18 protein-coding genes and 2 tRNA genes are annotated in these 23,800 nt (G+C 55.1%); 4 read left to right on the top strand and 16 right to left on the bottom strand.

The genetic code is table 11. The annotated features are described in order from the left end of the window. The first annotated feature begins 28 nt into the window (after positions 1-28). Entirely contained in the window at positions 29-1,396 is a 1,368-nt protein-coding gene (locus tag AB6T85_RS00180) for a CoA transferase (RefSeq protein WP_301252250.1), read from the top strand. A 255-nt stretch (positions 1,397-1,651) separates the two neighbouring features. Here the strand turns inward: AB6T85_RS00180 and AB6T85_RS00175 are convergent, their stop codons facing one another. The 4 genes from AB6T85_RS00175 to AB6T85_RS00160 all read right to left on the bottom strand — a co-directional run bounded on the left by AB6T85_RS00175 (position 1,652) and on the right by AB6T85_RS00160 (position 5,503). Further along, positions 1,652-2,206 (bottom strand): TorD/DmsD family molecular chaperone, encoded by a 555-nt coding sequence (locus AB6T85_RS00175; protein WP_253460579.1) that lies wholly within the window; start codon positions 2,204-2,206, stop codon positions 1,652-1,654. A gap of 33 nt (positions 2,207-2,239) precedes the next feature. Beyond that, on the bottom strand, positions 2,240-2,977 hold the full coding sequence (locus AB6T85_RS00170; protein ID WP_253460576.1) for a phosphatase: 738 nt from the start codon (positions 2,975-2,977) through the stop codon (positions 2,240-2,242). A gap of 37 nt (positions 2,978-3,014) precedes the next feature. Beyond that, positions 3,015-3,956, bottom strand: coding sequence for a glyoxylate/hydroxypyruvate reductase GhrA (ghrA, locus tag AB6T85_RS00165; RefSeq protein ID WP_253460573.1), 942 nt, complete (start codon positions 3,954-3,956; stop codon positions 3,015-3,017). Positions 3,957-4,042: 86 nt separating this feature from the next. Beyond that, entirely contained in the window at positions 4,043-5,503 is a 1,461-nt protein-coding gene (locus AB6T85_RS00160) for a peptide MFS transporter (RefSeq protein ID WP_301252253.1), read from the bottom strand. Positions 5,504-5,730: 227 nt separating this feature from the next. Between AB6T85_RS00160 and AB6T85_RS00155 the strand changes: the two genes are divergently transcribed. After that, positions 5,731-5,818, top strand: a tRNA-Ser gene (locus tag AB6T85_RS00155). A gap of 50 nt (positions 5,819-5,868) precedes the next feature. Here AB6T85_RS00155 and AB6T85_RS00150 read toward each other — a convergent pair. Continuing rightward, positions 5,869-6,765 (bottom strand): ATP-grasp fold amidoligase family protein, encoded by an 897-nt coding sequence (locus tag AB6T85_RS00150; protein ID WP_301729420.1) that lies wholly within the window; start codon positions 6,763-6,765, stop codon positions 5,869-5,871. A gap of 166 nt (positions 6,766-6,931) precedes the next feature. Then, complete coding sequence (gene phoA / locus AB6T85_RS00145) at positions 6,932-8,335, bottom strand: alkaline phosphatase (protein WP_301253566.1); 1,404 nt, start codon at positions 8,333-8,335, stop codon at positions 6,932-6,934. Positions 8,336-8,582: 247 nt separating this feature from the next. On the opposite strand from phoA, the gene AB6T85_RS00140 reads away from it, so the two are divergent. Next, a tRNA-Ser gene (locus AB6T85_RS00140) sits at positions 8,583-8,670 on the top strand. Positions 8,671-8,929: 259 nt separating this feature from the next. Here the strand turns inward: AB6T85_RS00140 and AB6T85_RS00135 are convergent. Continuing rightward, positions 8,930-10,480, bottom strand: coding sequence for a methyl-accepting chemotaxis protein (locus AB6T85_RS00135; RefSeq protein ID WP_301253391.1), 1,551 nt, complete (start codon positions 10,478-10,480; stop codon positions 8,930-8,932). Positions 10,481-11,567: 1,087 nt separating this feature from the next. Between AB6T85_RS00135 and AB6T85_RS00130 the strand changes: the two genes are divergently transcribed. Beyond that, complete coding sequence (locus tag AB6T85_RS00130; protein WP_369894550.1) at positions 11,568-15,191, top strand: M12 family metallo-peptidase; 3,624 nt, start codon at positions 11,568-11,570, stop codon at positions 15,189-15,191. A 141-nt stretch (positions 15,192-15,332) separates the two neighbouring features. Here AB6T85_RS00130 and phoH read toward each other — a convergent pair whose 3' ends face one another. The 9 genes from phoH to putP form a co-directional block, all read right to left on the bottom strand. Next, complete coding sequence (gene phoH, locus AB6T85_RS00125) at positions 15,333-16,121, bottom strand: phosphate starvation-inducible protein PhoH (RefSeq protein ID WP_125290939.1); 789 nt, start codon at positions 16,119-16,121, stop codon at positions 15,333-15,335. Between the two features lie 549 nt (positions 16,122-16,670). Then, positions 16,671-17,948, bottom strand: a complete 1,278-nt coding sequence (gene efeB / locus AB6T85_RS00120; RefSeq protein ID WP_301729416.1) for an iron uptake transporter deferrochelatase/peroxidase subunit — start codon at positions 17,946-17,948, stop codon at positions 16,671-16,673. 3 nt (positions 17,949-17,951) lie between these two features. Further along, a complete protein-coding gene (gene efeO, locus AB6T85_RS00115) occupies positions 17,952-19,067 on the bottom strand; it encodes an iron uptake system protein EfeO (RefSeq protein WP_369894549.1) in 1,116 nt (371 codons plus the stop codon). 33 nt (positions 19,068-19,100) lie between these two features. After that, entirely contained in the window at positions 19,101-19,928 is an 828-nt protein-coding gene (efeU, locus tag AB6T85_RS00110) for an iron uptake transporter permease EfeU (protein ID WP_253460556.1), read from the bottom strand. 255 nt (positions 19,929-20,183) lie between these two features. Beyond that, positions 20,184-20,540: a type II toxin-antitoxin system HicB family antitoxin gene (locus AB6T85_RS00105; RefSeq protein WP_253460553.1), complete on the bottom strand. Its 357-nt coding sequence runs from the start codon at positions 20,538-20,540 to the stop codon at positions 20,184-20,186. Next, positions 20,537-20,800 carry a type II toxin-antitoxin system HicA family toxin gene (locus AB6T85_RS00100; RefSeq protein WP_125290934.1) on the bottom strand — a complete coding sequence of 88 codons (264 nt, stop codon included), beginning with the start codon at positions 20,798-20,800 and terminating at the stop codon, positions 20,537-20,539. The genes AB6T85_RS00105 and AB6T85_RS00100 overlap by 4 nt, the downstream gene beginning before the upstream one ends. A gap of 445 nt (positions 20,801-21,245) precedes the next feature. Next, complete coding sequence (locus AB6T85_RS00095) at positions 21,246-21,626, bottom strand: HVO_A0114 family putative DNA-binding protein (RefSeq protein WP_125290933.1); 381 nt, start codon at positions 21,624-21,626, stop codon at positions 21,246-21,248. A gap of 12 nt (positions 21,627-21,638) precedes the next feature. Beyond that, entirely contained in the window at positions 21,639-21,770 is a 132-nt protein-coding gene (locus AB6T85_RS00090) for a hypothetical protein (RefSeq protein WP_255416553.1), read from the bottom strand. Positions 21,771-21,918: 148 nt separating this feature from the next. Further along, positions 21,919-23,403 carry a sodium/proline symporter PutP gene (gene putP / locus AB6T85_RS00085; RefSeq protein ID WP_253460546.1) on the bottom strand — a complete coding sequence of 495 codons (1,485 nt, stop codon included), beginning with the start codon at positions 23,401-23,403 and terminating at the stop codon, positions 21,919-21,921. Positions 23,404-23,800 lie beyond the last annotated feature (397 nt).

Below are 23,800 nucleotides of genomic sequence, written 5' to 3'. Positions count from 1 at the left end.
TGCTATGGTTAAATTAAAGGAGGAAGCAATGACGACCCGGTTAACCGCACAATGCTGGCAACAGCTCTGGCAGGCATTACGCAATGACGACGCGCCCGATGTCCATTTTATCGGCGAGCAGCGTCTCCCTTCCGCCTTTCCGGTCACCGAGCTGGCGGCCACCAGCATGGCGCTGGCGATGCAGGCGGCCGCAGCCCTGACCGGCAATCCCGCCCGTCAGCGCGTCGATATGCGCCTGGCGTCCCGCTGGTTTCAACACAGCTTTCAGCCCGTAAACCGCTCTGCGCCCTCGCTGTGGGATGCCTTTGCCGGAGACTACGCCGCCGCAAACGGCTGGATCCGCCTGCACACCAACGCGCCGCATCACCGGGCGGCGATGGAAAACGTGCTGGGCACGCACGCCAGCCGCGCCGATTTGGCGCAGGCCGTCAGCCGCTGGGACAAAACCGCGCTTGAACAGGCGGTGATTGACGCGGGCGGCTGTGCGGCAGAGATGCGCAGCGTGGAAGCCTGGCGGCAGCACTCACAGGGGCAAAGCGTACGGCACGAGCCGCTGATAGCGCAAAGCGTACAGCCGCAGGCCGCCGCGCCGGGCTGGGCGCTGCCAGGGCTGCGGCCGCTGCAAGGCGTCAGGGTGCTGGATCTGACCCGAATTATCGCCGGGCCGGTCGCCACGCGCTTTCTGGCCGGGCTGGGCGCGGACGTGCTGCGGCTCGATCCGCCGGGCTGGCAGGAGCCGACGCTGGAGGAGGAAGTCACGCTGGGCAAACGCTGCGCGCGCCTCGATTTAAAGTCGGCGGCAGGCAGGCAGATTTTTGCACAGCTGCTGGGCCAGGCGGATATTCTGATCCACGGCTATCGTGCCGATGCGCTGAGCGCGCTGGGGTATGATACGGAGGCACGACAAAAGCTTTCTCCTGGCCTGATCGACGTCAGCCTGAACGCCTGGGGCTGGACGGGGCCGTGGCGCAACCGGCGCGGTTTTGACAGCCTGGTGCAGATGGGCTGCGGCATAGCGGAAACCGGCAGTCAGTGGCAGCACAGCGAGAAACCGGTGCCGCTGCCGGTACAGGCGCTCGACCATGCTACCGGCTATCTGATGGCCGCCGCCGCGCTGGAAGGCATGCGGCTCAGGCTGCAAAACGGCACGGGCTTCAGCGCCAGGCTGTCGCTGGCCCGCACTGCCTGCCTGCTGACCGATAATCCTTATCCCGAGGCGATGCGCCCCAAAGGGTTGGTTAGCGCACAACCGCATGATAACAATGTCGAAACGGAGATAAACGCCTGGGGGATCGGCCTGCGCCTTAAACCGCCGGTGGAGCTGCCCGGCACGCCGCTGGTTTGGTCTGCTTCCGCCTCGCCGTTGGGTTCTGCGCGCGCAGCGTGGCGGGATTAACCCGCTGGCTACGCGCCTGTTAACTGATAAAGTAAAGCCAGATGACCGGGCCGTTTCGCGCACCTGTTAACTGATAAAGTAAAGCCAGATGACCGGGCCGTTTCGCGCACCTGTTAACTGACAAAGTACAGCAAGACGATCGGCCCGCTTTGCGCACCTGTTAACTGATAAAGTAAAGCCAGTATCGCCGGGCGCGGTACTGGCTTTACTCAGTGACTACCGGCAGAAACCAGGCCAGCCGGATTGTCCGCAGCTTTACGCTTCGTCTTCTTCCGCCAGCTCGTCGCGCATCGCCTGAATCGCTTCGCGACTTAGCGCGGCCAGCGTACGGTAAAACGGCGTATCGGCCCAGGCTTCCACCTTGCCCAGGAACTGACCGCACCACGGCAGCAGATAGTCGTCGAACAGCGTAATTTGCGCCTGTACCTCATCCTCCTGCGACTGATCCTCCAGCCAGGAAGCGGCCAGCAGCAGCGAGCCAAACCGATCGGCCGGGCCTTCGCCAAGCGGCATGCCACGGCTCTGCAAAAACGCCCGCACTTCGCTCTCCTGCGGGCCGTTTTCCCACTTTGAACCCTCCGGCGACACCTTGCAGTCGCTGCCAACAAACAGCGCGTTATAGTCAGCGGCCAGCGCCTGCGGATCGCTGTTCTGCTGCAAACGCGTCAGCAACTCGTCCTGCTCCAGCGGCCACTGCTGCTGCAGCTTACCCTCGCGCAACAGCGTAAACAGCGGCACCAGCAGCGGATCCTGCGGCTGGCGGTTATAGAGCGAGCCAAGGATGCGGCAGATAATCGAAAATTCATTCATCGGGATGGGTCCATAGCGTTAAGCGTGACAACGTCACAGGTCAGCAAATTCTGTAATGGTCGTGCCGGTTCTGCGCTGTAAAAAATCCAGCAGGCGGCGCGGCGTGACATTTAATACGCGTTCTTCGGGAAAATCCACTTCCTTCATGATCCGCAGACAATGCTCAAAATTGCCCAGCGTAAAGGCAGTATGGGAATCCGAGCCGCAGGCGATCCAGCCGCCGGCATCGCGTACTGCGGCTGCAATAGCACGACAGTTAGGCTCGCTACCCTTGCGCGAGTGGGTAAAAGAGGAGTTGTTCAGCTCCAGCGCCACCTCATATTTTGCGGCGGCCTCGGCAATAGCAGGAATATCAACAGGGTACTTCGGGTTGCCCGGATGGCTGATGATATGCACGTTGCCGCTGGCCATGGCGGCGATCATCGCTTCGGTATTGGTCGCCTTGTCGCGCGGTGCGAAAACCGGCTCGTGAAAGCCTGCCACCACGATATCCATGGCCTCCATCATCGGCCCGGTGCAGTCGATATCGCCCGCCAGGTTTTTAATATTGGCTTCAATACCGCGCAGGATGCCAATGCCGTCCACCACGCGCGGCCAGACTCGCATATTGATAAAATGCCAGTGGTGCGGCGCATCGGCCATATCGGGGCCGTGATCGGTGATCGCCAGCAGTTTGACGCCGCAGGTTTGCGCCTGCTGGACGTAGTCACGCAGCGTGCTATAGGCATGGGTGCTGGCAACGGTGTGCATATGAAGATCGACAGGGTACATAATTTCTCCTTGTTGACGGGCACTCGGCCCGGACGAGTTAGTAGCCTCGCGCCAGATCGACCTGACCGGCGGGCATATCACCCGCTTCACGCTGGCGGATGGCGTCAGCAATGTAGTCCATAGCTTCCTCCGGCAAGGTGACAGCTGCATTATGCGGCGTGATGGCGATAGCCGGATGCGTCCAGAAAGGATGATCCTGCGCCAGCGGCTCCTGCGCAAAAACGTCCAGCGCCGCCGCCTTGATTTCGCCCGCCGCCAGCGCCGCCAGCAGATCTTCTTCCACCAGATGCGCGCCGCGCGCCAGATTAATCAGATAAGCCTCCGGCTGAAGCTGACTCAGTAAACCACGGTTCAGAATGCCGACGGTTTGCGGCGTGTTCGGCAACAGGTTAATCAGCACGCGGGTGCCGGAAAGAAACTCGCTCAGCTGCGCTTCGCCGTGGAAACTGGTGACGCCCGGCAGCGTTTTCGGCGTACGGCTCCAGCAGCGCACCGGAAAACCCCAGTAGCGCAGGCTTTCCGCCACGCTGCGCCCCAACACGCCCGCGCCCAGAATGCCGATGGTAAAGGCGTCCCGGCCAGGGTTGCGCAGCGGCTGCCACAGCGCCTGGCTTTTCTGCTGCTGATAGTCGTTAAAGCGGCGGAACCAGCCCAGCACGTGCCAGACCGCATATTCCTGCATCTGGCGACCCATGCCGGTATCCTCCAGACGAAACAGCGGCACGCCAGCCGCCAGCATCTGCGGATGTTCGCGCAGCTGGTTGAGAATATCATCCACGCCCGCGCCCAGCGCAAAAACGCCTTTTAAATCCGTACGGCCCTGCAGCATCGCTACCGGCGGCTGGCGCACCAGCGCGTAATCTGCAGGAGCCCGATCGCCCGGTGTCCATTCACGCACGCGGGCCTGCGGCAAACGCTGCTCTAATCCGGCCTGCCATTTTTTTGCATTAAAGGAAGGATGATAAAAAATGATATCCACGCGGCTTCTCCTGTTTTTCCTTCAGGCTCGGGGAAAATGCAGCCCGTGGCAAGCAAAAAATAAGGGGGCCGTTATGGCCCCCCTGGCTAGCGTGTCGTCTGGATAAGCCTGCGCAGCAGCGGCATCAACAGCAGCAGGATCAGACCTGTGGCGACGCTGCCGCAGCCCAGCAGCATAAAGATATGGCTGTAGCCAGGGTTGGTCAGCGCAGGCGAACTGCCGCTGTTCTCCGGCATCATGCCGGAAACGTGACCGGCCAGCACCGACGCGACGCCTGTTACCATCATCCAGCAGCCCATCATCACGCCCTGATAACGTAGCGGCGCCAACCTGCCGATCATCGCGTAGCCAACCGGCGAAATCAGCAGCTCGGCCAGGCTTTGCAGAATGTAGCTGATCGCGATCCATTTGAACGCCACCATGCCGTCGCCGCCGGCCAGCATAATACCCACGGGTAAGACCAGCATCCCCAGCCCGATACAGAACAGCGAAGAAGCGAACTGCAAAGGAATATCGATGCGCCAGCCACGCTCGCGCATGTTACGAAAGCCCATTGCCAACAGCGGCCCGCCGAAAACAATCACCAGCGTATTGATGTTTTGCACCCACTGCGGCGCAACCCGGATGCCCCAAACGTTCAGCATAATATTGTGTTCGGTAAACAGCATCAGCCCCATCGGCGCCAGCTGGTAAAGCGTCCAGAACACCAGCGCGCCCAATGCCAGGATCAAGTAGGCGGCCATTCGGCGCTGTTCTTCCCGTGGGCGATGTCGCAGCGTAGTGGCGGCAAGCAACAGGAAAACAACCGCGCCAAGGATCAGGACAAAAGTGCCGGTAAAATCAGCATGGGTCAGCATCAGGCGGATAATCGGCACCAGCACCACCAGGATCAGCAGGCCCGCCAGCATCCGCAGCCGCAGCTGCGATTTGTTGACGTGCAGCAGCGGCGTATCGATATCCGCCAGCGTTTTCCAGCGCAGCAGAGAAATAACGATGGCGACGGCGTTGCCCAGCGTGGCGAACAGGAACAGCGCCTGGTAATGCTCCTGTAACTGGAAATAGCCCGCGCCGGTGAAGCCGATAAAGAAGCCCAGGTTCATCCCGGCGTAGTTCCACAGGAAGGCGCTTTCGCGACGGCTGTCTTCCGGCGTAAAACGCTGGGTCAGCATCATATTGATACAGGTTACGTTCAGGCCGCTGCCGGTGAGGAACATCGCCAGCCCCCAGTACAGCCCGTCCGCGCTTTGCCCGGAGAGGATCCAACAACCAATGACCTGCAACACCATACCCAGCACAAACAGGTTACGGTTGCTGAGGTAGCGTCCGCCGAGGTAGCCGCCAAACAGATGCAGCCCGTAGTTGAAAGCGCCGAACACGCCCATCATGGCGTTGGCCTGCGCCTCGCTGAAGCCGAGTCGTTTGGTGGCATAAAGCACCAGGGTGGAATAGAGCACGGCAAAGCCAAGGGTGGCGAAAATCTGGATAAAGAAAAGCGCGCGCGTACCTTCCTGCCCTGTCGCTCCACCGTTTTTAGTCTGGATAGTCACTGTGGCCTCGTGATTTTTTAGCCTGATAAAGCGAATCATTATGCACATTGTTCGGCCAATTGCGCTGATACCGTTGCGTTTTACTTTAGTAAACGGTCCTTTTGCCGAATTTAGCAGCAGCCTGCTGCAAAAATGAGTAAACGAGCGGAAAAGTGCAGAAAGGGTGTTGACCCGCGCACGACTTTTCCCTACATTACCGGCCACGCAGCAAGCTTGCGTAACAATATGGTGAGGTGTCCGAGTGGCTGAAGGAGCACGCCTGGAAAGTGTGTATACGGCAACGTATCAAGGGTTCGAATCCCTTCCTCACCGCCATATTTAAAGAAAGAGCCTGAACTCACGTTCAGGCTTTTTTTATGCCCAACTTATTTATTGATGTCTGACGGCAGTTGCCACAGCTCGCCAAGCCGGTAATCCCATATTCTTGGCGAAAACTTTATCTTGCCTCTCTCTGGCGTAAAGGTCATTTCACTAAACCAGATATTTTCTTTATGCATAAAGAAATCCACCCGGCAGTAATCAATACCCTCTGCGAGCGTTTCCGCCAGTTCAAGCAGCCTGGCATAGCCAGCGGGCCGGGGAATGTCGCGCGGATTATTGCTCTGCCCCATAGTAAACGGCTGCAGGCGCCAGCCTTCATCATAAATATTGGTCAGCTTATTTCCGGCGGCATCCGTAAAATCCGCCTCTGTAAATTTCGCTTTTTGATGAAAGCAGTGAACGCGGTAAAGTTCCGGTGTAATATCCGGATTGGCGTTCGCAAAAATATCTATATACTGCTCGGCCAGGATAAAGGGTGGAATGTTTTTGTATTGCCATTCCAGCGAGACATAGTAAAAGTTACGATTAAGAAAAAAATCGAGCTTTTTATTATAGCGCGCTATTGCTGCCGCATCTTTGGCAAACACCATCTGGCAGCTGCCGCTATCATGGTTGCATTTGAGTACAAATTTATCGGGTAATGCAGCATAGTCAATATCCGCCGTGCGCCGCCACACGCCCAGCAATGGGATCAAATAGTTTTCGCCGATTTTCTTTGCAACGTAGTCACGGGCCAGGTATTTATCAGCCAGTTGGGTATAAAGATCGTTGCTTGTGTAGAGCATACGGTGGATAATTTTTTCATTCAACGACTCAGGATTGCGGAAAACATCTGCTCCACAGTGTCTTTTGCGGTAGGTCGTTAGCAAATATTTTTCTTCTTTCTGTAAAAGGTGACGAAAAATTTTACCCTGATGCTCAATCTTCTTAAATAAATACACTTCCCCGGCCCCTTATTAACAACCTGTCCTGATACAGGAATAATGGAGCCAGCCTGGTCATTATTACGCCAGGAAGAAATAAACCCTAAGTAAACAAGGCAAATAAAAAAGCACCGTTACCTTTCAGCAACAGTGCTTTTATATAATCAATCAGTTTTTATAAAGACTACTTAATTTCCATCGCGGCCTTCATGGTATAAAACAGATCGGTCTGATCGGTCAGCCCGACCACGTTAGCGGCGTGTGGCCCATAAGCGGCGATGCGCAGCTGCGTGCCGGTATGCTCCTGCGAGTCCTCTTCCGAGTTACCGTAGCTGATAGTCATCAGGCCGCCCTCTTTAGTTGCCAGCTTTTGCGTCAGGCCGGGAGCCTTACTGTCGTTAGGGATAATCTGGCTGGAATGCGCATGGTCCGCCGTGACAATAACCAGCGTGTTGCCGTCTTTACGGGCAAACTCCAGCGCTTTCTGTACTGCCTCATCCAAATCTACCGTTTCGCCAATCTGGCCGCAGGGGTTTGCTGCATGATCCTGCTTATCGATCGACGCGCCTTCCACCTGTAAGAAGAAACCGTTCTGATTTTTGCTCAGCAGCTGGATAGCCTTATCGGTCATCTGCGCCAGCGTTGGCGTGGAAGCAGGACGATCGCTGTTTACCTCGCAGCTGATGGGGTTGCCTTCCAGATTACCGTGCAGGGTCGCTTTCGGCCCTTTCCAGCGCACCGGCATATTGCCATCCGCGAACAGGCCCAGCACGGGTTTATCCTGCGTGGCTTCGGTAATAGCGTTCATGCCGTCAAGGTTATCAATCAGCTGGTAGCCGCGCAGCTTCGCCTGCTCGCTCAGCGTCTTGCCCTGCCACTCGCCTGCCTTAGCGCTTTCGGCAAAGGTTTTGCCGCCGCCGCCGAAAGTGACGTCAACACGGGCGTTCAACAATTGTTCGGCAATAGATCCTTTGCCGCCCTTTTCCAGCGCGTTGCCTGCGCACAGCTCGCTGGTTTTCTCCGGGCCATAGCATTTACGGGAGGTCACATGCGCCATCTGCGCGGCGGGCGTAGCGTCTTCCAGCTCTGCGGTAGAGACGTTGCCGGTCGCTTTACCTGCTGCCTTTGCCCTTTCCATAATCGTCTGATGATCTTTACCGTTCACATCCACGCCGATCGCCCCGTTATAAGATTTTACGCCGGTGCTCCACGCCGTTGCCGAAGCGGCGGAATCCGTAACGTAATCGGGCTTATGCGTTTTTTTGTCCAGCGAGTAATGCGTATACTGACCGGTCAGCGGCAGCGCATCGATGCCTTTGAAAAAGCCACCTGCGCCTTCAGCATAGTTACGCGCGGCGGTAATTTCGGAGTCGCCCATACCGTCACCGATCAGCAGGATAACGTTTTTAGCTGTTTTACTGCTCAGTGAAGCTTTCAGCGCTTCGGTCTGATCCTCGCTTAAACGGCGAGCGCCGCCGGGCTGTGTAATATCTCCCTGTGCGGCACGCTGATAATCGGCGGCCTGGGCGCAAAGCGTGATGGATAACAGCGTGGCGGTAAAGGAAAGCGTAAACAGGCTTTTTTTCATCAGACGGCTCCATGAGAAAACGTTTCTAAAAATTTCAGGCGTTTAGTTTGCGACACAATCGTGACGCTTTTGTGTCGGCCGCATGGCAACTTGATGACTACACCTGTGCGTTTCTCAATCGACAGCGAGCGCGGCCTGCTTACCGCTTAACCTGCCAGAATAAAAAGAGAAAATTCCCTTGACCGTTCGGCCCGGACTCCCTATAGTAGCGCCCCGTCGCCCGAGAGGGGGATGAAGTTTACAATATGGTGAGGTGTCCGAGTGGCTGAAGGAGCACGCCTGGAAAGTGTGTATACGGCAACGTATCAAGGGTTCGAATCCCTTCCTCACCGCCATATTTAAAGAAAGAGCCTGAACTCACGTTCAGGCTTTTTTTTATGCATATTCCCCACGAGGAAGGGTGAGAACCCTTGACCGGGTTCGACAACCGGCTTCAGCCGGTTGGACAGTTCGGACGTCCCGCGGCCGAACTGCCCGCAGGGCGAGCAAAGCGAGTCAATCCCTTCCTCATCGCCATATTCAAAGAAAAAGCCTGAACTCACGTTCAGGCTTTTTTTATGGCCAATCTCTTTTTTACCGCCTGGCCATATGGCATCAGGCAACTTTAAATACGGCAATAGCACGAGTCAGCTGCGCAGCCTGATCTTCCAGCGAAGCGGCCGCAGCGGCGGCTTCCTGCACCAGCGCGGCGTTCTGCTGGGTCACTTCGTCCATCTGGCTGACCGCAATGCTTACATGCTCAATACCGTTGACCTGCTCGCCCGACGCTGAAAAAATCTCCGACATAATGCCGGAAACATTGCCGATGGAAGCAACGATGTCATCCATAGTTTTTCCGGCATTGGCCACCAGCTGGCTACCTTCTGTAATACGCAGGCTTGATGTTTCGATCAGCGTTTTAATTTCTTTAGCGGCTACCGCGCTTCGCTGGGCCAGCGCCCTGACTTCCGAAGCCACGACGGCAAAGCCCCGGCCCTGTTCACCAGCGCGAGCAGCTTCCACCGCGGCATTAAGCGCCAGAATGTTCGTCTGGAACGCGATGCTTTCTATCGTGCTGATGATTTCAGCCACGCTGTTCGAGCTGTCATGAATAGCGGACATGGTGGACACGACTTTTCCTACCACTGCGCCACCATGCTCCGCCACGCGTGACGCGTCAGAAGCGAGGCTGCTGGCATGTTGTGCGTTAGAAGAGTTCTGGCGCACTGTGGCGGTCAGCTGTTCCATACTGGCTGACGTTTCTTCAAGCGACGCGGCCTGCTGTTCAGTTCGGCTGGACAGATCGGTATTGCCCATAGAAACCTCTTTTGCGGCGCTATCGATAGAAGCGGCGGCGTTCTGGATCTCCGAAACGACTTTTCTTAGCTGCTCCTGCATCTCTGCAAAAGTAGCAATCAGCACGCCGGTTTCATCTTTTGACTGCGGGATCAGTACCGATGTTAAATCGCCATCCGCGATAGAGCGCGCCGCTTTAACAGCCTGGCGCAGAGGGACGGTAATCGCACGCGACAGCAGATAGCCCAGCAGAGAGGCGATAGCCAGCCCGGCAAGCGCGCCAACGATCAGGGTCAGCTTGGTTTGCGCTTCGGTAGCATCAACGGTGAGTTGCCTTTCCGCCAGTAAGCCCTTCTCTTCGGCAGCAAGTTCATCGATGATCTTCCGCATTCCGTCCATCTGCGCTTTGCCCGTGTTGGCATTAAAAGCCGCCAGAAACGTTTCATAAGAGAGCGCGCCGGTGTTCAGCGCCTGGCGATTTTTCATCAGCGGCGTAACAAAAGAGGCTTCCCACGCCTGTTCCTGCGCGGTCAGTTTGCTCAGCCTATCCTGCTGTCTTTCATTATCCGACGTCAAAGAGCGCGCCTTCTGCACGTGCTGAGAAAAGGCTTTCTGACCTTCCTGCCACGGCGCCAGCATCTCTTCTTTACCGTTTACTGCATAGCCGCGCAGCCCGGTTTCCATATTCACCAGGCTTTGGGTCAGCGATCGGCTTTCATCGATGACACGCCAGGTATGCACGTTCCAGTTATTGGAGTTTACAATGCGCGAAAAGTTAACGTAAAAAGTGCCGCACAGCAGCAGTAATAAGGCTGCCACGACGCCAAAAGCCGCTATAAATTTCGTACTGACCGAAAAGTTTTTAAACATCTTTTCCACGCTCTCAGAAGATTAAAGGTGCAAACATCGTTTCTGTTATACCCGTGCTTTATCGGCCTGCCTTTCGTAAGCTTTAGTAAATCTGCTTATTTTTTGCTGTTGAACACGCAGACATTCATATAAGTGATTAATAAAACAGTTAAAAAACAAGAAGGCCGTTAAAAACAGAAAAAAAGAAAGTAAAAAATCCTTTTTAATTATGATGATAGCGATTTAATTCATAAAAAAACCGTTTCCGGTGCAAGGTGAAAAGCTTGAGCCACGCTAAGGTATTTGCAGGAATTTTGAAAAAAACATCAAGCATAAGGATATAAAACAAAAAGGAGCCGGCTGATAAGGCTGTATCCCGACCTTAGCTTTTACCCTTCAGTAAGCCTGTCGCTTAGCCATGGTCATGCAGTCGATCGCAGGCAGCACCACTCCACCAGCGTGGTGCTGCCTGCGATCAGCTGCCTCCAGGGATAAAACCCGATGCCGTCATCAGCAAAGCAGCAGCCTGCCTGTACGTTAATAAAATTTTACAGTTGGCGATAAGCCAAATCCAACAGGCTATATAATAAAAGTCGCGGCGGAGTTTTCCGCCCGGTATCTTTATTTTAAAAACAGCAGACCTGACACAAAATATTAACTCGATTTTTACCCGGCAAATTCTGCCATCCGCATGTCAATTTTTAACCTTGAAGAAATACGTCACCTGTAACACTATAAAACAGTCATCTTAATAGTTTAAATTTAAATTCCGCTGACCATAAGATAACCCGGAAATATTCTGGCGTAGTACCATGGGAATTTTCAGCTGACAATAAATAACGACCACCTTATAAAGGTTCTAAACGACTAATAAATAAGACCATCCGTATATAAAGCCAATAATAACTCCTTTGACTAATAGCAGGAAAACATGAAGCGAATTTTATCGCACCTTGTCAGGTGCATCACTCTTATATTATTTATGTGCGGCAGCGCCTCGCATGCAGCAGTGCTTAAGCTTGCTGTCTTACATAACACCAACGAAAAATCGATTGTATCGCACAACCGTTATTTACGTAATTTATCCGCCTCCCCCATTACGGAAAAAATGGCGCTGCTTAAGAGTACGGACAATATTCCCCCGCAGGATATTGACAGCGTCAGCCTGACGCTGCCGGATGGCGGGCACGTCACTTTTCAACGCTGGTCTGAAAAGAAAGACGAAGACGGCAGCCTCACCTGGACAGGTGAAATTGCCGCCCCTATTACCAATCGGTTATCCAACGGCAATCCCGATCCGGAAAATACGGCGATCCTGATTATCAAACAGGGCAAAATCTATGGTTCGCTAACGTTCAAAGGTGACACCTTTCAGATCCTGCCGCTGGCTCAGGAAAAAAATTCACTGGTTATTATTAAAGTGGATGCAAATAAAGTCGCTGAAAAAGAAAAGCATGACGAGGTCTTCAGCGCCCCGGAAACCAGGGTTAACTGCCCGGCACCGGGAAATTATGAGGATCCGGCCCCTTCGCAACAGGTGGTTATCCGGGTGGGTCTGGTGACCACCAATCAGTCCCGTGCGGCTTTCTCTTCATTAGATTTTGATGCGCTGGCCAAACTTGCTTTTGAAAAAGTAAATCAGGGTGCCTTAAACAGTAACGTTCGCATCACTTTTGTTAACGCTGGCGTACTGAATCCTGATTACAACGAGAAAAGTACCCAGAGCCAAATGCTGCGAGATATGAATGGCGAATTGCGCAACGCTATCCTTGCCTTCAGACAACAGCACGAGGCCGATCTGGTAGTTCTGTTGGCAGTTCGTAGAGATCTCAACGGCATAGCCTGGGTCAATGCGACCAGAGAAAGCGCTCATGCCGTAGTCAACTATCTTGCCTTCACCGAAACCAATACGTTTGCCCATGAAATGGGTCACAATATCGGGCTGCAACACGACAGAGCCCAGAATGGCGGTAACCCTTATGGTTCCCCTTGCTATCAACATGGCTACCGGCGTCTGGGCACAGGGATGGACAGATGGCGCACCATCATGGCCTACAACTGCTCCCCTAACTGTAGCCAGGTCAATATGTTTTCCAACCCGCGCGTTCTCTTCCGCAATACGCCTACCGGAACTGCACAGTATGAGGACAACGCTCGTCGGCTCAATGAACGGCGTGGAATGATCTCAAGGTTTTACAGCAACGTAACGCCGAAAGCCGTGGTGCCGGGTAATTTCAGCATCCTTTCGCGTAGCAATACTACGTTAATCCGCGAGCTGGACGGCAGATCCAGTGACGGTTACGGCCACGTCTGGAAAGTATTAAGCGACGGCCCCATGGGCTTGCAGGAAGTCCCTTCTGGTCCTGTCGTCAGAGAAATCCACAACGTCGCGAACGTCAGAGCCGCCTTCCCTGCCAACTCTTCCGGCCAGGCTGTTTATGAACTGACGGTGCATGGCTCCAACGGCCGGGTGGATAAAAAAATTGTTACCGTTACCGTTACCGCTCCACGTGCGCAAATTCAGGGTGCGGCCAGCGTTAAACAGGGCGATACCGTTACCCTGAACGGTCAGGTAAACTTTACCGCTACCCGCTGGCAGTGGCGCCTGATAAACGGCAGCCAGACGATTGCTCAAAGTACATCGCGCCAGTTTACTCTGAATACACGGGGCTATGCGCCTGGGAAATATGCGGTCGAGCTGGAAGCGACCAGCGCAGACGGTATGCATACCGGCAGAAGCACCCATGTGTTAGAGATCACCTCTACCACACCAGTCGTGAAGCCGGTTGCCGTAGTACCTGACGATTTCAGCCTTATCTCCCGTTCCACCACCGCCGCCATCCACCAGCTGGACGGCAGCAGGAGCACAGGTAAAAGTTTTGTCTGGCGGGTGACCAGCGACGGCCCTTCCGGCCTGCAGGAAGTGGCGTCAGGCCCGATCGTAAGAGAAGTACAGGGTGCCGTGGCCCGCGCCGCTTTTCCTCGCAATACCTCAGGCATAGTCACCTATGAGCTGACGGCAACCGGTTCAGACGGCTCGGTGGATAAAAAAACCGTGACCGTCACCGTAACTGCGCCGCACGCGCAGATCCAGGGCCCGGCCAGCGTTAAGCATGGCGACAGCGTAACGCTGACAGGCCAGGACAACTTTACCGCCACACACTGGCAGTGGAGCCTGAAGCAGGGTGAAAAAACCGTGGCGGAAAGCAATGCGCGCGAGTTTGTCCTTGCGACAAATAACCATGCCGCCGGTCACTATCAGGTGGTGCTTGAAGCCACCAGCGCAGACGGCCTGCGTACGGCAACCAGCACCCATGCTTTAGAGATTATCGCTCCCGAGCCTGCCGTTGTGCCGGTAGCCGTGGTGCCTGAAGACTTCAGCTTCGTATCTCGTTCTACTACCGCCACCATCCATATACTGGACGGCAGCGGAAGTACCGGGAAAAGTTTTGTCTGGCGGGTGACCAGCGACGGCGCTGCCGGTTTGCAGGAAGTGGCGTCAGGGCCGATCGTAAAAGAAGTACAGGGTGCCGTGGCCCGCGCCGCTTTTCCCCGCAACACCTCAGGCATCGTCACCTATGAGCTGACGGCAACCGGTTCAGACGGCTCGGTGGATAAAAAAACCGTGACCGTCACCGTGACTGCGCCGCACGCGCAGATCCAGGGCCCGGCCAGCGTTAAGCATGGCGACAGCGTTACGCTGACAGGCCAGGACAACTTTACCGCCACGCACTGGCAGTGGAGCCTGAAGCAGGGTGAAGAAACCGTGGCGCAGAGCAATGCGCGCGAGTTTGTGCTGGCAACAAATAACCATGCCGCCGGTCACTATCAGGTGGTGCTTGAAGCCACCAGCGCAGACGGCCTGCGTACGGCAACCAGCACCCATGCTTTAGAAATCGTTGCTCCCGAGCCTGTCGTTGTGCCGGTAGCCGTGGTGCCTGAAGACTTCAGCCTTGTGTCCCGCTCTACGACCGCCACTATTCACCAGCTGGACGGCAGCAGCAGCACCGGTAAAGGCTTTATCTGGCGGGTAACCAGCGACGGCCCTTCCGGCCTGCAGGAAGTGGCGTCAGGCCCGATCGTGAGAGAAGTGCACCAGCAGAAGATAGTCAGGGCCGCTTTCCCTCGTAATGCCTCAGGAAAAGTGACCTATGAGCTTCTGGCTACCGGTACAGGCGGCGTTGTGGACAGAAAAACCGTCACCGTAACCGTGAGCGCCCCGCACGCGCAGATCCAGGGCGCGGCCAGCGTTAAACAAGGTGAAAGCATCACGTTGACGAGCCAGAGCAACTTTACCGCCAGCCACTGGCAGTGGAGCCTGAAGCAGAACGGCAAAACGCTGGCGCAGAGCACGGCGCGCGAGTTTACAATCGCGGCGCAAAATTATGCAGGCGGTCATTACCAGGTCGACCTGGAAGCAGCCAGCGCGGACGGAATGCGTTCAGCCATCAGCACTCATGCTCTGGAAATTATTTCCGTTACGCCGCCGCCGGCACCGCCAGCACCGCCAGCACCGCCAGCACCGCCAGCACCGCCAGCACCGCCAGCACCGCCAGTCTATCCGGCCTATGTGGAAGGCACAGCCTATAAAGCAGGCGAACGGGTAAGCGCAGCGGGCGGCATCTATGCCTGTAAATCGGCACCTTACACCGGCTGGTGTGCGGGCGCGGCCTGGGCCTATGCGCCGGGCACGGGCCTGCACTGGCAGCAAGCCTGGGATAAGGTGGAGTAAGGCATGATACTCAGGCGTTTTTCGCCCGGGAAATTCCTCTGAAAAGGGAAAAACCGGCCTCGCAGGAGGCCGGTTTTTTATTATCAAAATGAGCGGTTAATTAACTGCGTTGTCTTCAGACGATATTTACATGCACCCGTTTTAGCCGTAGGCCATCAGCGTATGCTGGCACAGCTCCGAGCGCACGCAGTCTTGTTTACCAAAACGCACTACCCCAATCATCTCGTCCTCTTTAAAGCGGGCCAGCGCGTCGCTAAGGCCGGACTGAACATGCGATGGCAAATCACATTGCGTGATATCGCCATTGACGATGACGGTGACGTTTTCCCCGAGGCGGGTCAGAAACATTTTCATCTGGGCGGCGGTGACGTTTTGCGCCTCATCAAGGATCACCACGGCGTTTTCAAAGGTACGTCCGCGCATATAGGCGAAAGGCGCAATCTCCACCTTGCCGATTTCGGGACGCAGGCAGTACTGCATAAAGGAAGAACCAAGACGTTTAACCAGAACGTCATAGACGGGTCGAAAATAAGGAGCGAACTTTTCTGCGATATTACCGGGTAAAAAGCCCAGATCTTCATCTGCCTGTAGTACCGGCCTGGTGACGATGATCCTGTCGACATCCTTATTGATCAGGGCTTCGGCCGCTTTGGCGGCGCTAATCCAGGTTTTTCCGCAGCCCGCTTCGCCGGTAGCGAAAATCAGCTGTTTACTCTCTATGGCTTTAAGATAGTGCGCCTGAGCTTCATTACGGGCCTCAATGGGCGAATGGTCGCGGGTATCGCGCGCCATGCCGATTGCGTCCAGCCCACCCATCTGCACCAGCGAGGTGACCGATTCTTCTTCACGCTGACGATGACTGCGTGAATCGCTACGAAGCACGCGCTTGGCTTCACGACGAGCTTTGATCACTGCTTTCTGTCTTCCCATAGTGGCACCTTACAGTTGGTTTCATTTCCCGCACCTGGAACGGCAGTGCGATTACGTGAACGCTTTAGAGGTTTTGCTGGCTTCCTTGTAAGCCTTGTCTGGCCGTAGAAATGGTACGCGGAGTGACGATGCCGGGCACCGGAGGGTGTTAATAAACTGGCTGAAATGGCAAAGGGAAGAGGAAGTCATTGGGGCGATAAAGCCCTCGCGCCGGGAAGCTGTCACGCTATTTGTCTGACGCTTATGTCCGTAAAAGGACTTGTCCATTCGCGATCTCCGTGTTGCACACTGGAAACAACTGACGCCTGATAATTAAATTTCAACAGATTCCTGGAATAATGCAACATTAATTTTACCTGACGGCAAGCGAAAAGTACCAAATAAGCGAACGCGTACGCGGCAGGTTAATTAGGATCCTAACAGGATCAAAGAGATAACAATTTATTTTATGCTGAGTGCGGTAATCTGAAATGTTTAACAGCCGGCTGAACGCCTCTGGTTAAAAAACAACCTCCCGCACGAGGCGCGGGCGGGAGGCTGAAGAAAGGCTCAGGCCTGAAGTAAAGCCTGCCCGAGATAATGTTTTTCGTCAATGACGCCAGGCAGCACAAAGAAATATCCGCCGCCGACGGGTTTGATATATTCCTCCAGCGCCTCGCCGTTGAGTCTTTTTTGTACGGTAAGAAAACCCTTTTCCAGGTCGTGCTGATAGCAGACAAATAACAGGCCCATCTCCAGCTGACCGGCATTGGATACGCCCAGCGAGTAGCTGTAGCCACGGCGGAGCATCAGGCTGTCCTGCGTTTGCGACGTGCGCGGGTTAGCCAGGCGAATATGCGCGTCTAACGGCGTAACGAGGCCATCGGGATCGCTGGCATAGTCCGGTACATCATGTTCGTGCGTCATTCCCAGCGGCGCGCCGCTCTGCTTCACCCGGCCAAAGATCGTTTCCTGCTCGCGCAGTGGCGTTCTGTCCCAAAACTCTACGTGGAACTGAATGATGCGCGCGGCCTGATAGCTGCCGCCGATCGCCCAGGCAGGTTCATCCTGATCCGCCGTGACCCACAGGATTTTATCCATCATCGCCGCGTCGGCCGTATCGGGATTGGCCGTGCCGTCCTTAAAGCCCAACAGATTGACTGGCGTCTCCCTGCCCTGACTGCGCGCTGCATGATCGGAGATAAAGCCTTCCCGCCGCCAGCGCACGCTCAGCAAATCCGGCGAATGCTTGATGATATCGCGCAGCGCGTGGATCACCGTATCGTTGGTATTGGCGCAGATTTGCAGCAGCAGATCGCCGTGGCACAGCCCGGCATCCAGCGCATCATTGGGAAAGCGCGTCATGGTTTGCAGCCTGCGCGGCTTTTGCGCCTGCAATCCGTAGCGATCGTCAAACAAGGCGCGGCCGACCGATACCGTAATGGTCAGATTATCCGGGTAGATATGACCGCCCAGAATGCCGGAATCCATCGGCGGCAGACGCGGATTAACCGTTTGCGGCGCTTCTCCTCCCCTGGTCAGAAAAGCGATACGGTCGGTCAGCAAACGAAATAACCGCTCCAGATCGGCCTTGTCCGTTGCCAGTACGTCAAAAGCCACCAGCATCATCGACGCCTGCTGTGGCGTGACGATCCCCGCCTGGTGCGGCCCGTAAAAAGGCTGTCTCTGCTGGCGGGCATTGGGCGACAGCGCGCCGGGCGAAAAGGCCGCCGGCGCGCCATGCGCCGGACAGCCTCCTGCTAACGCCAGCGCGCCGCCAAGGAGGCCCATCCCCTTCAGCAGACGGCGGCGTGAAGGCTGAGCCGCCTCGTCATCAGCTTGCTTCATAACTCAATCCAGCCCCAGCGTTCCGCGCAGCAGAGCGAGATCTTCCGCCAGCGCCGTGATCGGGCCTTTCATCGCAGTGCGATCGGCATCGGTAAGCTTGTCATAGGAGGCAAAGCCGTCGCCGCTGCGGTATTTCTTCAGGATAGCGTCTACCTTTCTGAAATTACGGTCGATTTTTGCCAGCAGCGCCGGATCGGCCTGTTGCAGCATCGGACGCAGCAAATTCACGATCTTCTGCGCGCCATCAACGTTGGCCTGAAAATCCCACAAATCGGTGCGGCTGTAGCGGTCTTCTTCGCCGGAGATTTTGCTGGAAGCCACTTCTTCAATCAGACCGGCCGCGCCGCCGACCACTTTACCCGGTGGAAATGCCAGTTCGCTGACCCGCTTTTGCAGCGCCTGCACGTCTGCATAAAGCCTGTCGGCATAGGTTTCCACACCTTTGGTCGAGCCGTCGCCCCACAGCGCTTTTTCCAGACGATGGAAGCCGGTGAACTTAGGATCGGCGGCTTTCTGCTCATAATCATCTTCGCGAGCGTCAATGCTGCCGTCCAGATCGGAGAACAGTTCCGCTATCGGTTCGATACGCTCATAGTGAGCGCGCGTCGGCGCATAGAGGGCTTTCGCCTTATCGATATCGCCCGCTTTTACCGCCCCGGTAAAGGCTTGCGTGCTGGTAACCAGCGCGGCGACTTCCTGCATCACGTAAGCTTTGTAGTCGGTAACAGGGCCGGTCAGCTGCATCAGCGTTGGCTGCGCGCTTGCTGCATCCTCTGCGCCCTGCACAATCAGCTTACCTTTGGGATTGCTCAACAGGCCGCAGGTCATCTCATACTCGCCCGGTTGCAGACTGGCCGTCAGCTTTTGCGTGAAGCCCGGCGCGATATTTTCGCGCTCCTCCACTACCATCACCCCTTTCAGGATCTCCCACTCCAGCCCTTTCTGGCTGTGGTTCTGGATCACAAACTGCGTTTTACCGGCTTTAACGGTAACGCTCATCGGCTCGCACTGTTTGTCGTTAACGACAATTTTTACCTGCGGCACGTCGGCAGCCTGCACGGCAGAAAAGCTGGCCAGTAACGCCGCCGCCAGCGGTAACATTGAAAAACCACGAATCATGATAAATCCCTTAAATAAGAAAGCGGAAAAGCGTTAAAGACGGACTGCCGTCGTTGGCGGGCGTCCGGGCAGGAAAAACAGGATCAGCGCAGGAATGAGATAGCAGAACCAGACCACCACTTCACTGACGCTGGGCGCTTCCTGATAGCCGAAAAGGCCTTCCAGCAGCGTGCCCATCAGCGTGCTGGTGGAGAGCACCTCGCTGAAATCGAACGCCTGGCTCTGGAAGGCGTTCCACAGTCCGGCCTCATGGAAAGCACGGATGGCGCCAGCCGCCAGGCCCGCTGCGACCAGCAGAATAAACAGGCTGGTCCAACGGAAGAAGAGCGCCATATTCAGCCGCACGCCGCCCCAGTAGATCAGCATACCCAGCACGATAGCGGTAGCGAGGCCCAGGATGGCGCCGACCGGCGGCGCAATGCCCACGTCCTGCTGGAAGGCCGCCAGCAGGAAGAACACGGACTCCAGCCCTTCCCGCGCGACGGCCAGGAAGACCATAAAAATCAGCGCCCAGCCGCCGCCTTTGCCGCGCTGCAGCGCGTTATCCACCGCGCCTTCCAGCTGCGCTTTAATATTGCGCGAGACTTTGCGCATCCAGAACACCATCCAGGTCAGAATACAAACGGCCACCACCGCCACCATGCCTTCGAACAGCTCCTGCTCTCTTTGCGGGAATTCGCCGGTGGTTTCATTAATCACATAGCCCAGCACCAGGCAGAGCGCGGCGGCGATGAAGACGCCAAGCCACATTGCGCCGAACCACTCGCTGCGCTGCGTGCGCTGTAAATAGCTGGCAATCAGGCTGACGATCAGCGCGGCTTCCAGTCCTTCGCGTAACATAATCAGGAACGGCACAAACATAGGCACCTTCAGACATATAAGGCGTTTTCACGCGGGTAAAGAAGTGTAAATCTAAACGATACCGATTATCATTATCGCCAGAAGAAATACAAGAGGCTGGACGGTTATTTTCATCGGGCGTGGCAAGGGATTAAAGGAAAATGCGCTATCAAAGGGCGTCGGAAACTTCCCTACCTGTTTATTTCTGTACCCGAAGACTATCCGAAAGGAAAGGAGCTGGTTTTGGCAGAAAGCCCCGCCTGGACGGGGCTTTTATTATGCGTGTCTGATTCGCTCTTCCAGCGTTTCAATGATGAAAGTATTTACTGACATATCGTTTTCAGCTGCCACATGACTTAATTTTTCAGCAAGCGTCTCGTTATAGCGTAAAGTAAATGTCTTCGTTTTTTCCTGTCGGGCATAAGGATCTATCCCCTCTTCCCGACAATCTTTCAGATATTCCTTTAAGGAAATTTCGCCTTCTCTCCGCAGCCCTTCTACGCTGTCAGCAACAAAATCACAATAACCACTGAGCCCCAGGAATTTGCCGCGAAACGCGTTCAGTTCAGGTACGAAGCTGACAACAACCGGCTGCCCGGCTATCTCATATTTGTTGGGTTTTGCTTTGCTCATGGTTCAATCCCTATACTTTCTAACCATTCTTTAACGCTGTTAACTGCGCCTTTGTCGGTATCAGGGGCAGGATGTGGGCGGTGGAATCTTGCGATACTGCCATTGAGTTTGAATCGGCACCGGGATCCGCTACCTTCGGTAACTTCACCACCTAAAGCCCGGATAAGCGACTCGATTTCTGCCCACTTAATGTTGGCAGGAACAGGCAGCGCAAAAATTTTAGTCAGTATGAGTTTATGCTTCTTCCTTAATGCAACCATAGCTTTATCCCTGCCATAGCTTCACTCTATGAAGTCATTTTATTAACCCTGGTTTTCGAAGTCAATTTATGAAGTCATCGAGAAGATTATTTGTAATCACGTTATTGGCCGATGACGACAGACAGTTTGGGGCTCAATCACCAACTAAAACCAATTGTCCGATCGCCTGTCTGGACGTTCGTCCGGCCCCGAAACTGATGCGTGCCGCATGTCAGGACGTTCGCCTCCCATTGATGCGTAACACGTTTATTGCAACGGCTCAGCCAGCGTATCGTCCCAGGGCCCAGGCGGTGCGCTCAGATCCGCCTTATCGCCACTGGTAGCAACTCACGTCCCGTTTTTATTCCTGTTGCGGTTTGTTTGCCGTGGGGACAGTAATTGCCACGAATCGAACAGCAGAAAATTTAAGATAACCAAATATGCGCGCCGTTGTACCGGGGCCAACTCAGGCAGCGTCGCTGGCTTTTTTGGCCGGGAAATGTGCGGTGTGGATAACGAACTCGGTGTAAAGCGCCACCGGTTTCATACAGTTTTTCCCTTTTACTTTTTTCACGAAGCCGTGTTTTTCCAGCGTCGACAGCGTGGCGGAAAGATTGCTCACCGCCCGCCCGGCCAGCCGGGCCAGCTGAGAGATGCTTTCCGGTTTCTCCCGATCCATCATATCCAGCAGCGCCAGATTTTCAGGACTTAAAATCTGCGCGACCGCGTTTAGCGAGGAGAACCAGATTTTGGGTTCGTTTTCTTCAGGAAGGTACTCATTGCTGACAATCGCCATGACCCGCTGGCGAAACTCATTTTCTGGCATTACGCCGATCAGTGCTTTCATCATCATCCCTTTTTATCTGGTTGCTTCAGCCACGATTTTATCTACCGCGGTGAAAAAATGATCCATAATTTCATACCAGTAGCCGCAGGCATAAATATAGCGGGTGCCGTGCAGGCTCAGCAGGGTCGCTAATCCATAATCCATTTAACTCATCCTTGATTTATGAGCAGATCATAACCTTATCGCAAGAGGATGACAAGCCATGATGGCTTTATGCCGTCCTCCCTGACCAGGTTTTCCGTTCTTAAAAAAAAGGCCCGCCGAAGCGAGCCTGTCGTAGTTATCAGCGTGATTAACGCGAATGGAACTCGGCTTCGGCTGCCTCAAATCGTTTTACGGCCGCAGTGGAAGGCTTGCTGCCCACCAGGCTGAACAGCACGATGGCGATGCTGGCAAACAGGAAGCCCGGAATAATTTCATACAGATCCAGCCAGGCGTACTGTTTCCAGATCAGCACGGTAGCCGCGCCTACGATAATCCCGGCCAGCGCGCCGTTACGGGTCATACGCTTCCACACCAGCGAGAAGATCACTACAGGCCCGAACGCCGCACCAAAGCCGGCCCAGGCGTAGCTTACCAGCCCCAGTACGCGGTTGTTCGGATCGGAAGCCAGCGCGATAGCTACGACCGCCACCAGCAACACCATCAGACGCCCTACCCATACCAGCTCACGTTGGCTGGCACCTTTACGCAGGAAGTTTTTATAGAGATCTTCCGTCAGCGCGCTGGAGCAAACCAGCAGCTGGCAGCTCAGCGTCGACATCACCGCCGCCAGGATAGCAGAAAGCAGGATACCGGCGATCCACGGATTAAACAGAATACGAGCCAGCTCGATAAAAATACGTTCGCTGTTGTCGGTGACGCCTGTTGCCTGCTCGGGATGGTTCTGGAAGTAGGCGATACCAAAGAAGCCGACCGCTACCGCACCGCCCAGGCACAGGATCATCCACGTCATGCCGATACGGCGCGCGCTGCGGATAGAATGGTGCGAATCCGCCGCCATAAAACGCGCCAGGATATGCGGCTGACCAAAGTAGCCCAGTCCCCAGCCGAGCAGCGAGATCACCGCGACAAAGTTCAGGTTTTTCAGCATATCCATATTTTCAATGCTCTTCGCCTGGATAACCGCCAGGGAATCGCTCAGGCCGCCTACTGCAATAATAACCATCACCGGCGTCAGGATCAGAGCGAAGATCATCAGGCTCGCCTGCACGGTATCGGTCCAGCTTACGGCCAGAAAACCGCCGACAAAGGTATAGATAATAGTGGCGGCTGCGCCAGCCCACAGCGCCGTTTCGTAGCTCATGCCGAAGGTGCTTTCAAACAGGCGGGCGCCGGCTACGATGCCGGAAGCGCAATAGATAGTGAAGAAAACCAGGATGACGACCGCAGAGATAACGCGCAGGATTTTGCTTCTGTCTTCAAAACGGCTGGCGAAAAAATCGGGCAGCGTCAGCGCATTATCATGGTGTTCAGTCTGCACGCGCAGGCGTCCGGCGACGATTTTCCAGTTAAGGTAAGCGCCCAGCGTCAGGCCGATAGCAATCCAGCTTTCGGAGATGCCGGAGATGAAAATGGCGCCCGGCAGGCCCATCAGCAGCCAGCCGCTCATATCAGATGCACCGGCGGAAAGCGCGGTGACCACGCTGCCCAGACTGCGTCCTCCCAGGATATAGTCATCAAAATTTTTGGTTGAGCGCCAGGCCAAAAAGCCGATAAACACCATGCCAAGAATGTAAACGCAAAAGGTCACCATCATAGGTGTGCTTACTGTCATTCAGGTTCTCCACTTATTATTGTTAATGCGCAACCCTGCCCCGCCGCCGGAACGTTGCGGCGCCACTTTTAACCACCCAGGGCGGGGTATCCTGCCGCAAAGCACTGACGGGCACAATACTCGCCAATGGTTTAACACAATCGTTACATTAATTTCACCTTGCATCTGGAAAGAAGATTCGACAGGTTGCACTGGATCACAGTGTCACCGGTTACACCTCTCAAAAAACCTTTTCAGAACCCAGTTTTACTGCAATCTGTAAAGCTGGCCGGATTTTTGCAGCAATATCCATGCCGCTTTTTAAAAAAGCGTTTTTACACTCTGCAATCAGCCTCACATTTAACAAGGTTGCACAAAGTTGCAACTTAAGTGATATTGCTTGCCAGATCTGTTTTGA

The sequence above is a fragment of the Erwinia aeris genome (assembly GCF_041224955.1).
GTDB lineage: Bacteria > Pseudomonadota > Gammaproteobacteria > Enterobacterales > Enterobacteriaceae > Erwinia > Erwinia aeris.
Note: the sequence above shows the minus strand (reverse complement) of the source record. Positions and strands in the feature narration are given on the sequence as shown.

What these genes read in the sequence shown, in the direction of transcription:
- AB6T85_RS00180 (WP_301252250.1), top strand. Translation starts at nt 29, where the DNA reads ATGACGACCCGGTTAACCGCACAATGCTGGCAACAGCTCTGGCAGGCA.
- AB6T85_RS00175 (WP_253460579.1), bottom strand. Translation starts at nt 2,206, where the DNA reads ATGAATGAATTTTCGATTATCTGCCGCATCCTTGGCTCGCTCTATAAC.
- AB6T85_RS00170 (WP_253460576.1), bottom strand. Translation starts at nt 2,977, where the DNA reads ATGTACCCTGTCGATCTTCATATGCACACCGTTGCCAGCACCCATGCC.
- phoA (WP_301253566.1), bottom strand. Translation starts at nt 8,335, where the DNA reads ATGAAAAAAAGCCTGTTTACGCTTTCCTTTACCGCCACGCTGTTATCC.
- AB6T85_RS00135 (WP_301253391.1), bottom strand. Translation starts at nt 10,480, where the DNA reads ATGTTTAAAAACTTTTCGGTCAGTACGAAATTTATAGCGGCTTTTGGC.
- AB6T85_RS00130 (WP_369894550.1), top strand. Translation starts at nt 11,568, where the DNA reads ATGGCGCTGCTTAAGAGTACGGACAATATTCCCCCGCAGGATATTGAC.
- phoH (WP_125290939.1), bottom strand. Translation starts at nt 16,121, where the DNA reads ATGGGAAGACAGAAAGCAGTGATCAAAGCTCGTCGTGAAGCCAAGCGC.
- efeB (WP_301729416.1), bottom strand. Translation starts at nt 17,948, where the DNA reads ATGAAGCAAGCTGATGACGAGGCGGCTCAGCCTTCACGCCGCCGTCTG.
- efeO (WP_369894549.1), bottom strand. Translation starts at nt 19,067, where the DNA reads ATGATTCGTGGTTTTTCAATGTTACCGCTGGCGGCGGCGTTACTGGCC.
- efeU (WP_253460556.1), bottom strand. Translation starts at nt 19,928, where the DNA reads ATGTTTGTGCCGTTCCTGATTATGTTACGCGAAGGACTGGAAGCCGCG.
- AB6T85_RS00105 (WP_253460553.1), bottom strand. Translation starts at nt 20,540, where the DNA reads ATGAGCAAAGCAAAACCCAACAAATATGAGATAGCCGGGCAGCCGGTT.
- AB6T85_RS00100 (WP_125290934.1), bottom strand. Translation starts at nt 20,800, where the DNA reads ATGGTTGCATTAAGGAAGAAGCATAAACTCATACTGACTAAAATTTTT.
- AB6T85_RS00095 (WP_125290933.1), bottom strand. Translation starts at nt 21,626, where the DNA reads ATGAAAGCACTGATCGGCGTAATGCCAGAAAATGAGTTTCGCCAGCGG.
- AB6T85_RS00090 (WP_255416553.1), bottom strand. Translation starts at nt 21,770, where the DNA reads ATGGATTATGGATTAGCGACCCTGCTGAGCCTGCACGGCACCCGCTAT.
- putP (WP_253460546.1), bottom strand. Translation starts at nt 23,403, where the DNA reads ATGACAGTAAGCACACCTATGATGGTGACCTTTTGCGTTTACATTCTT.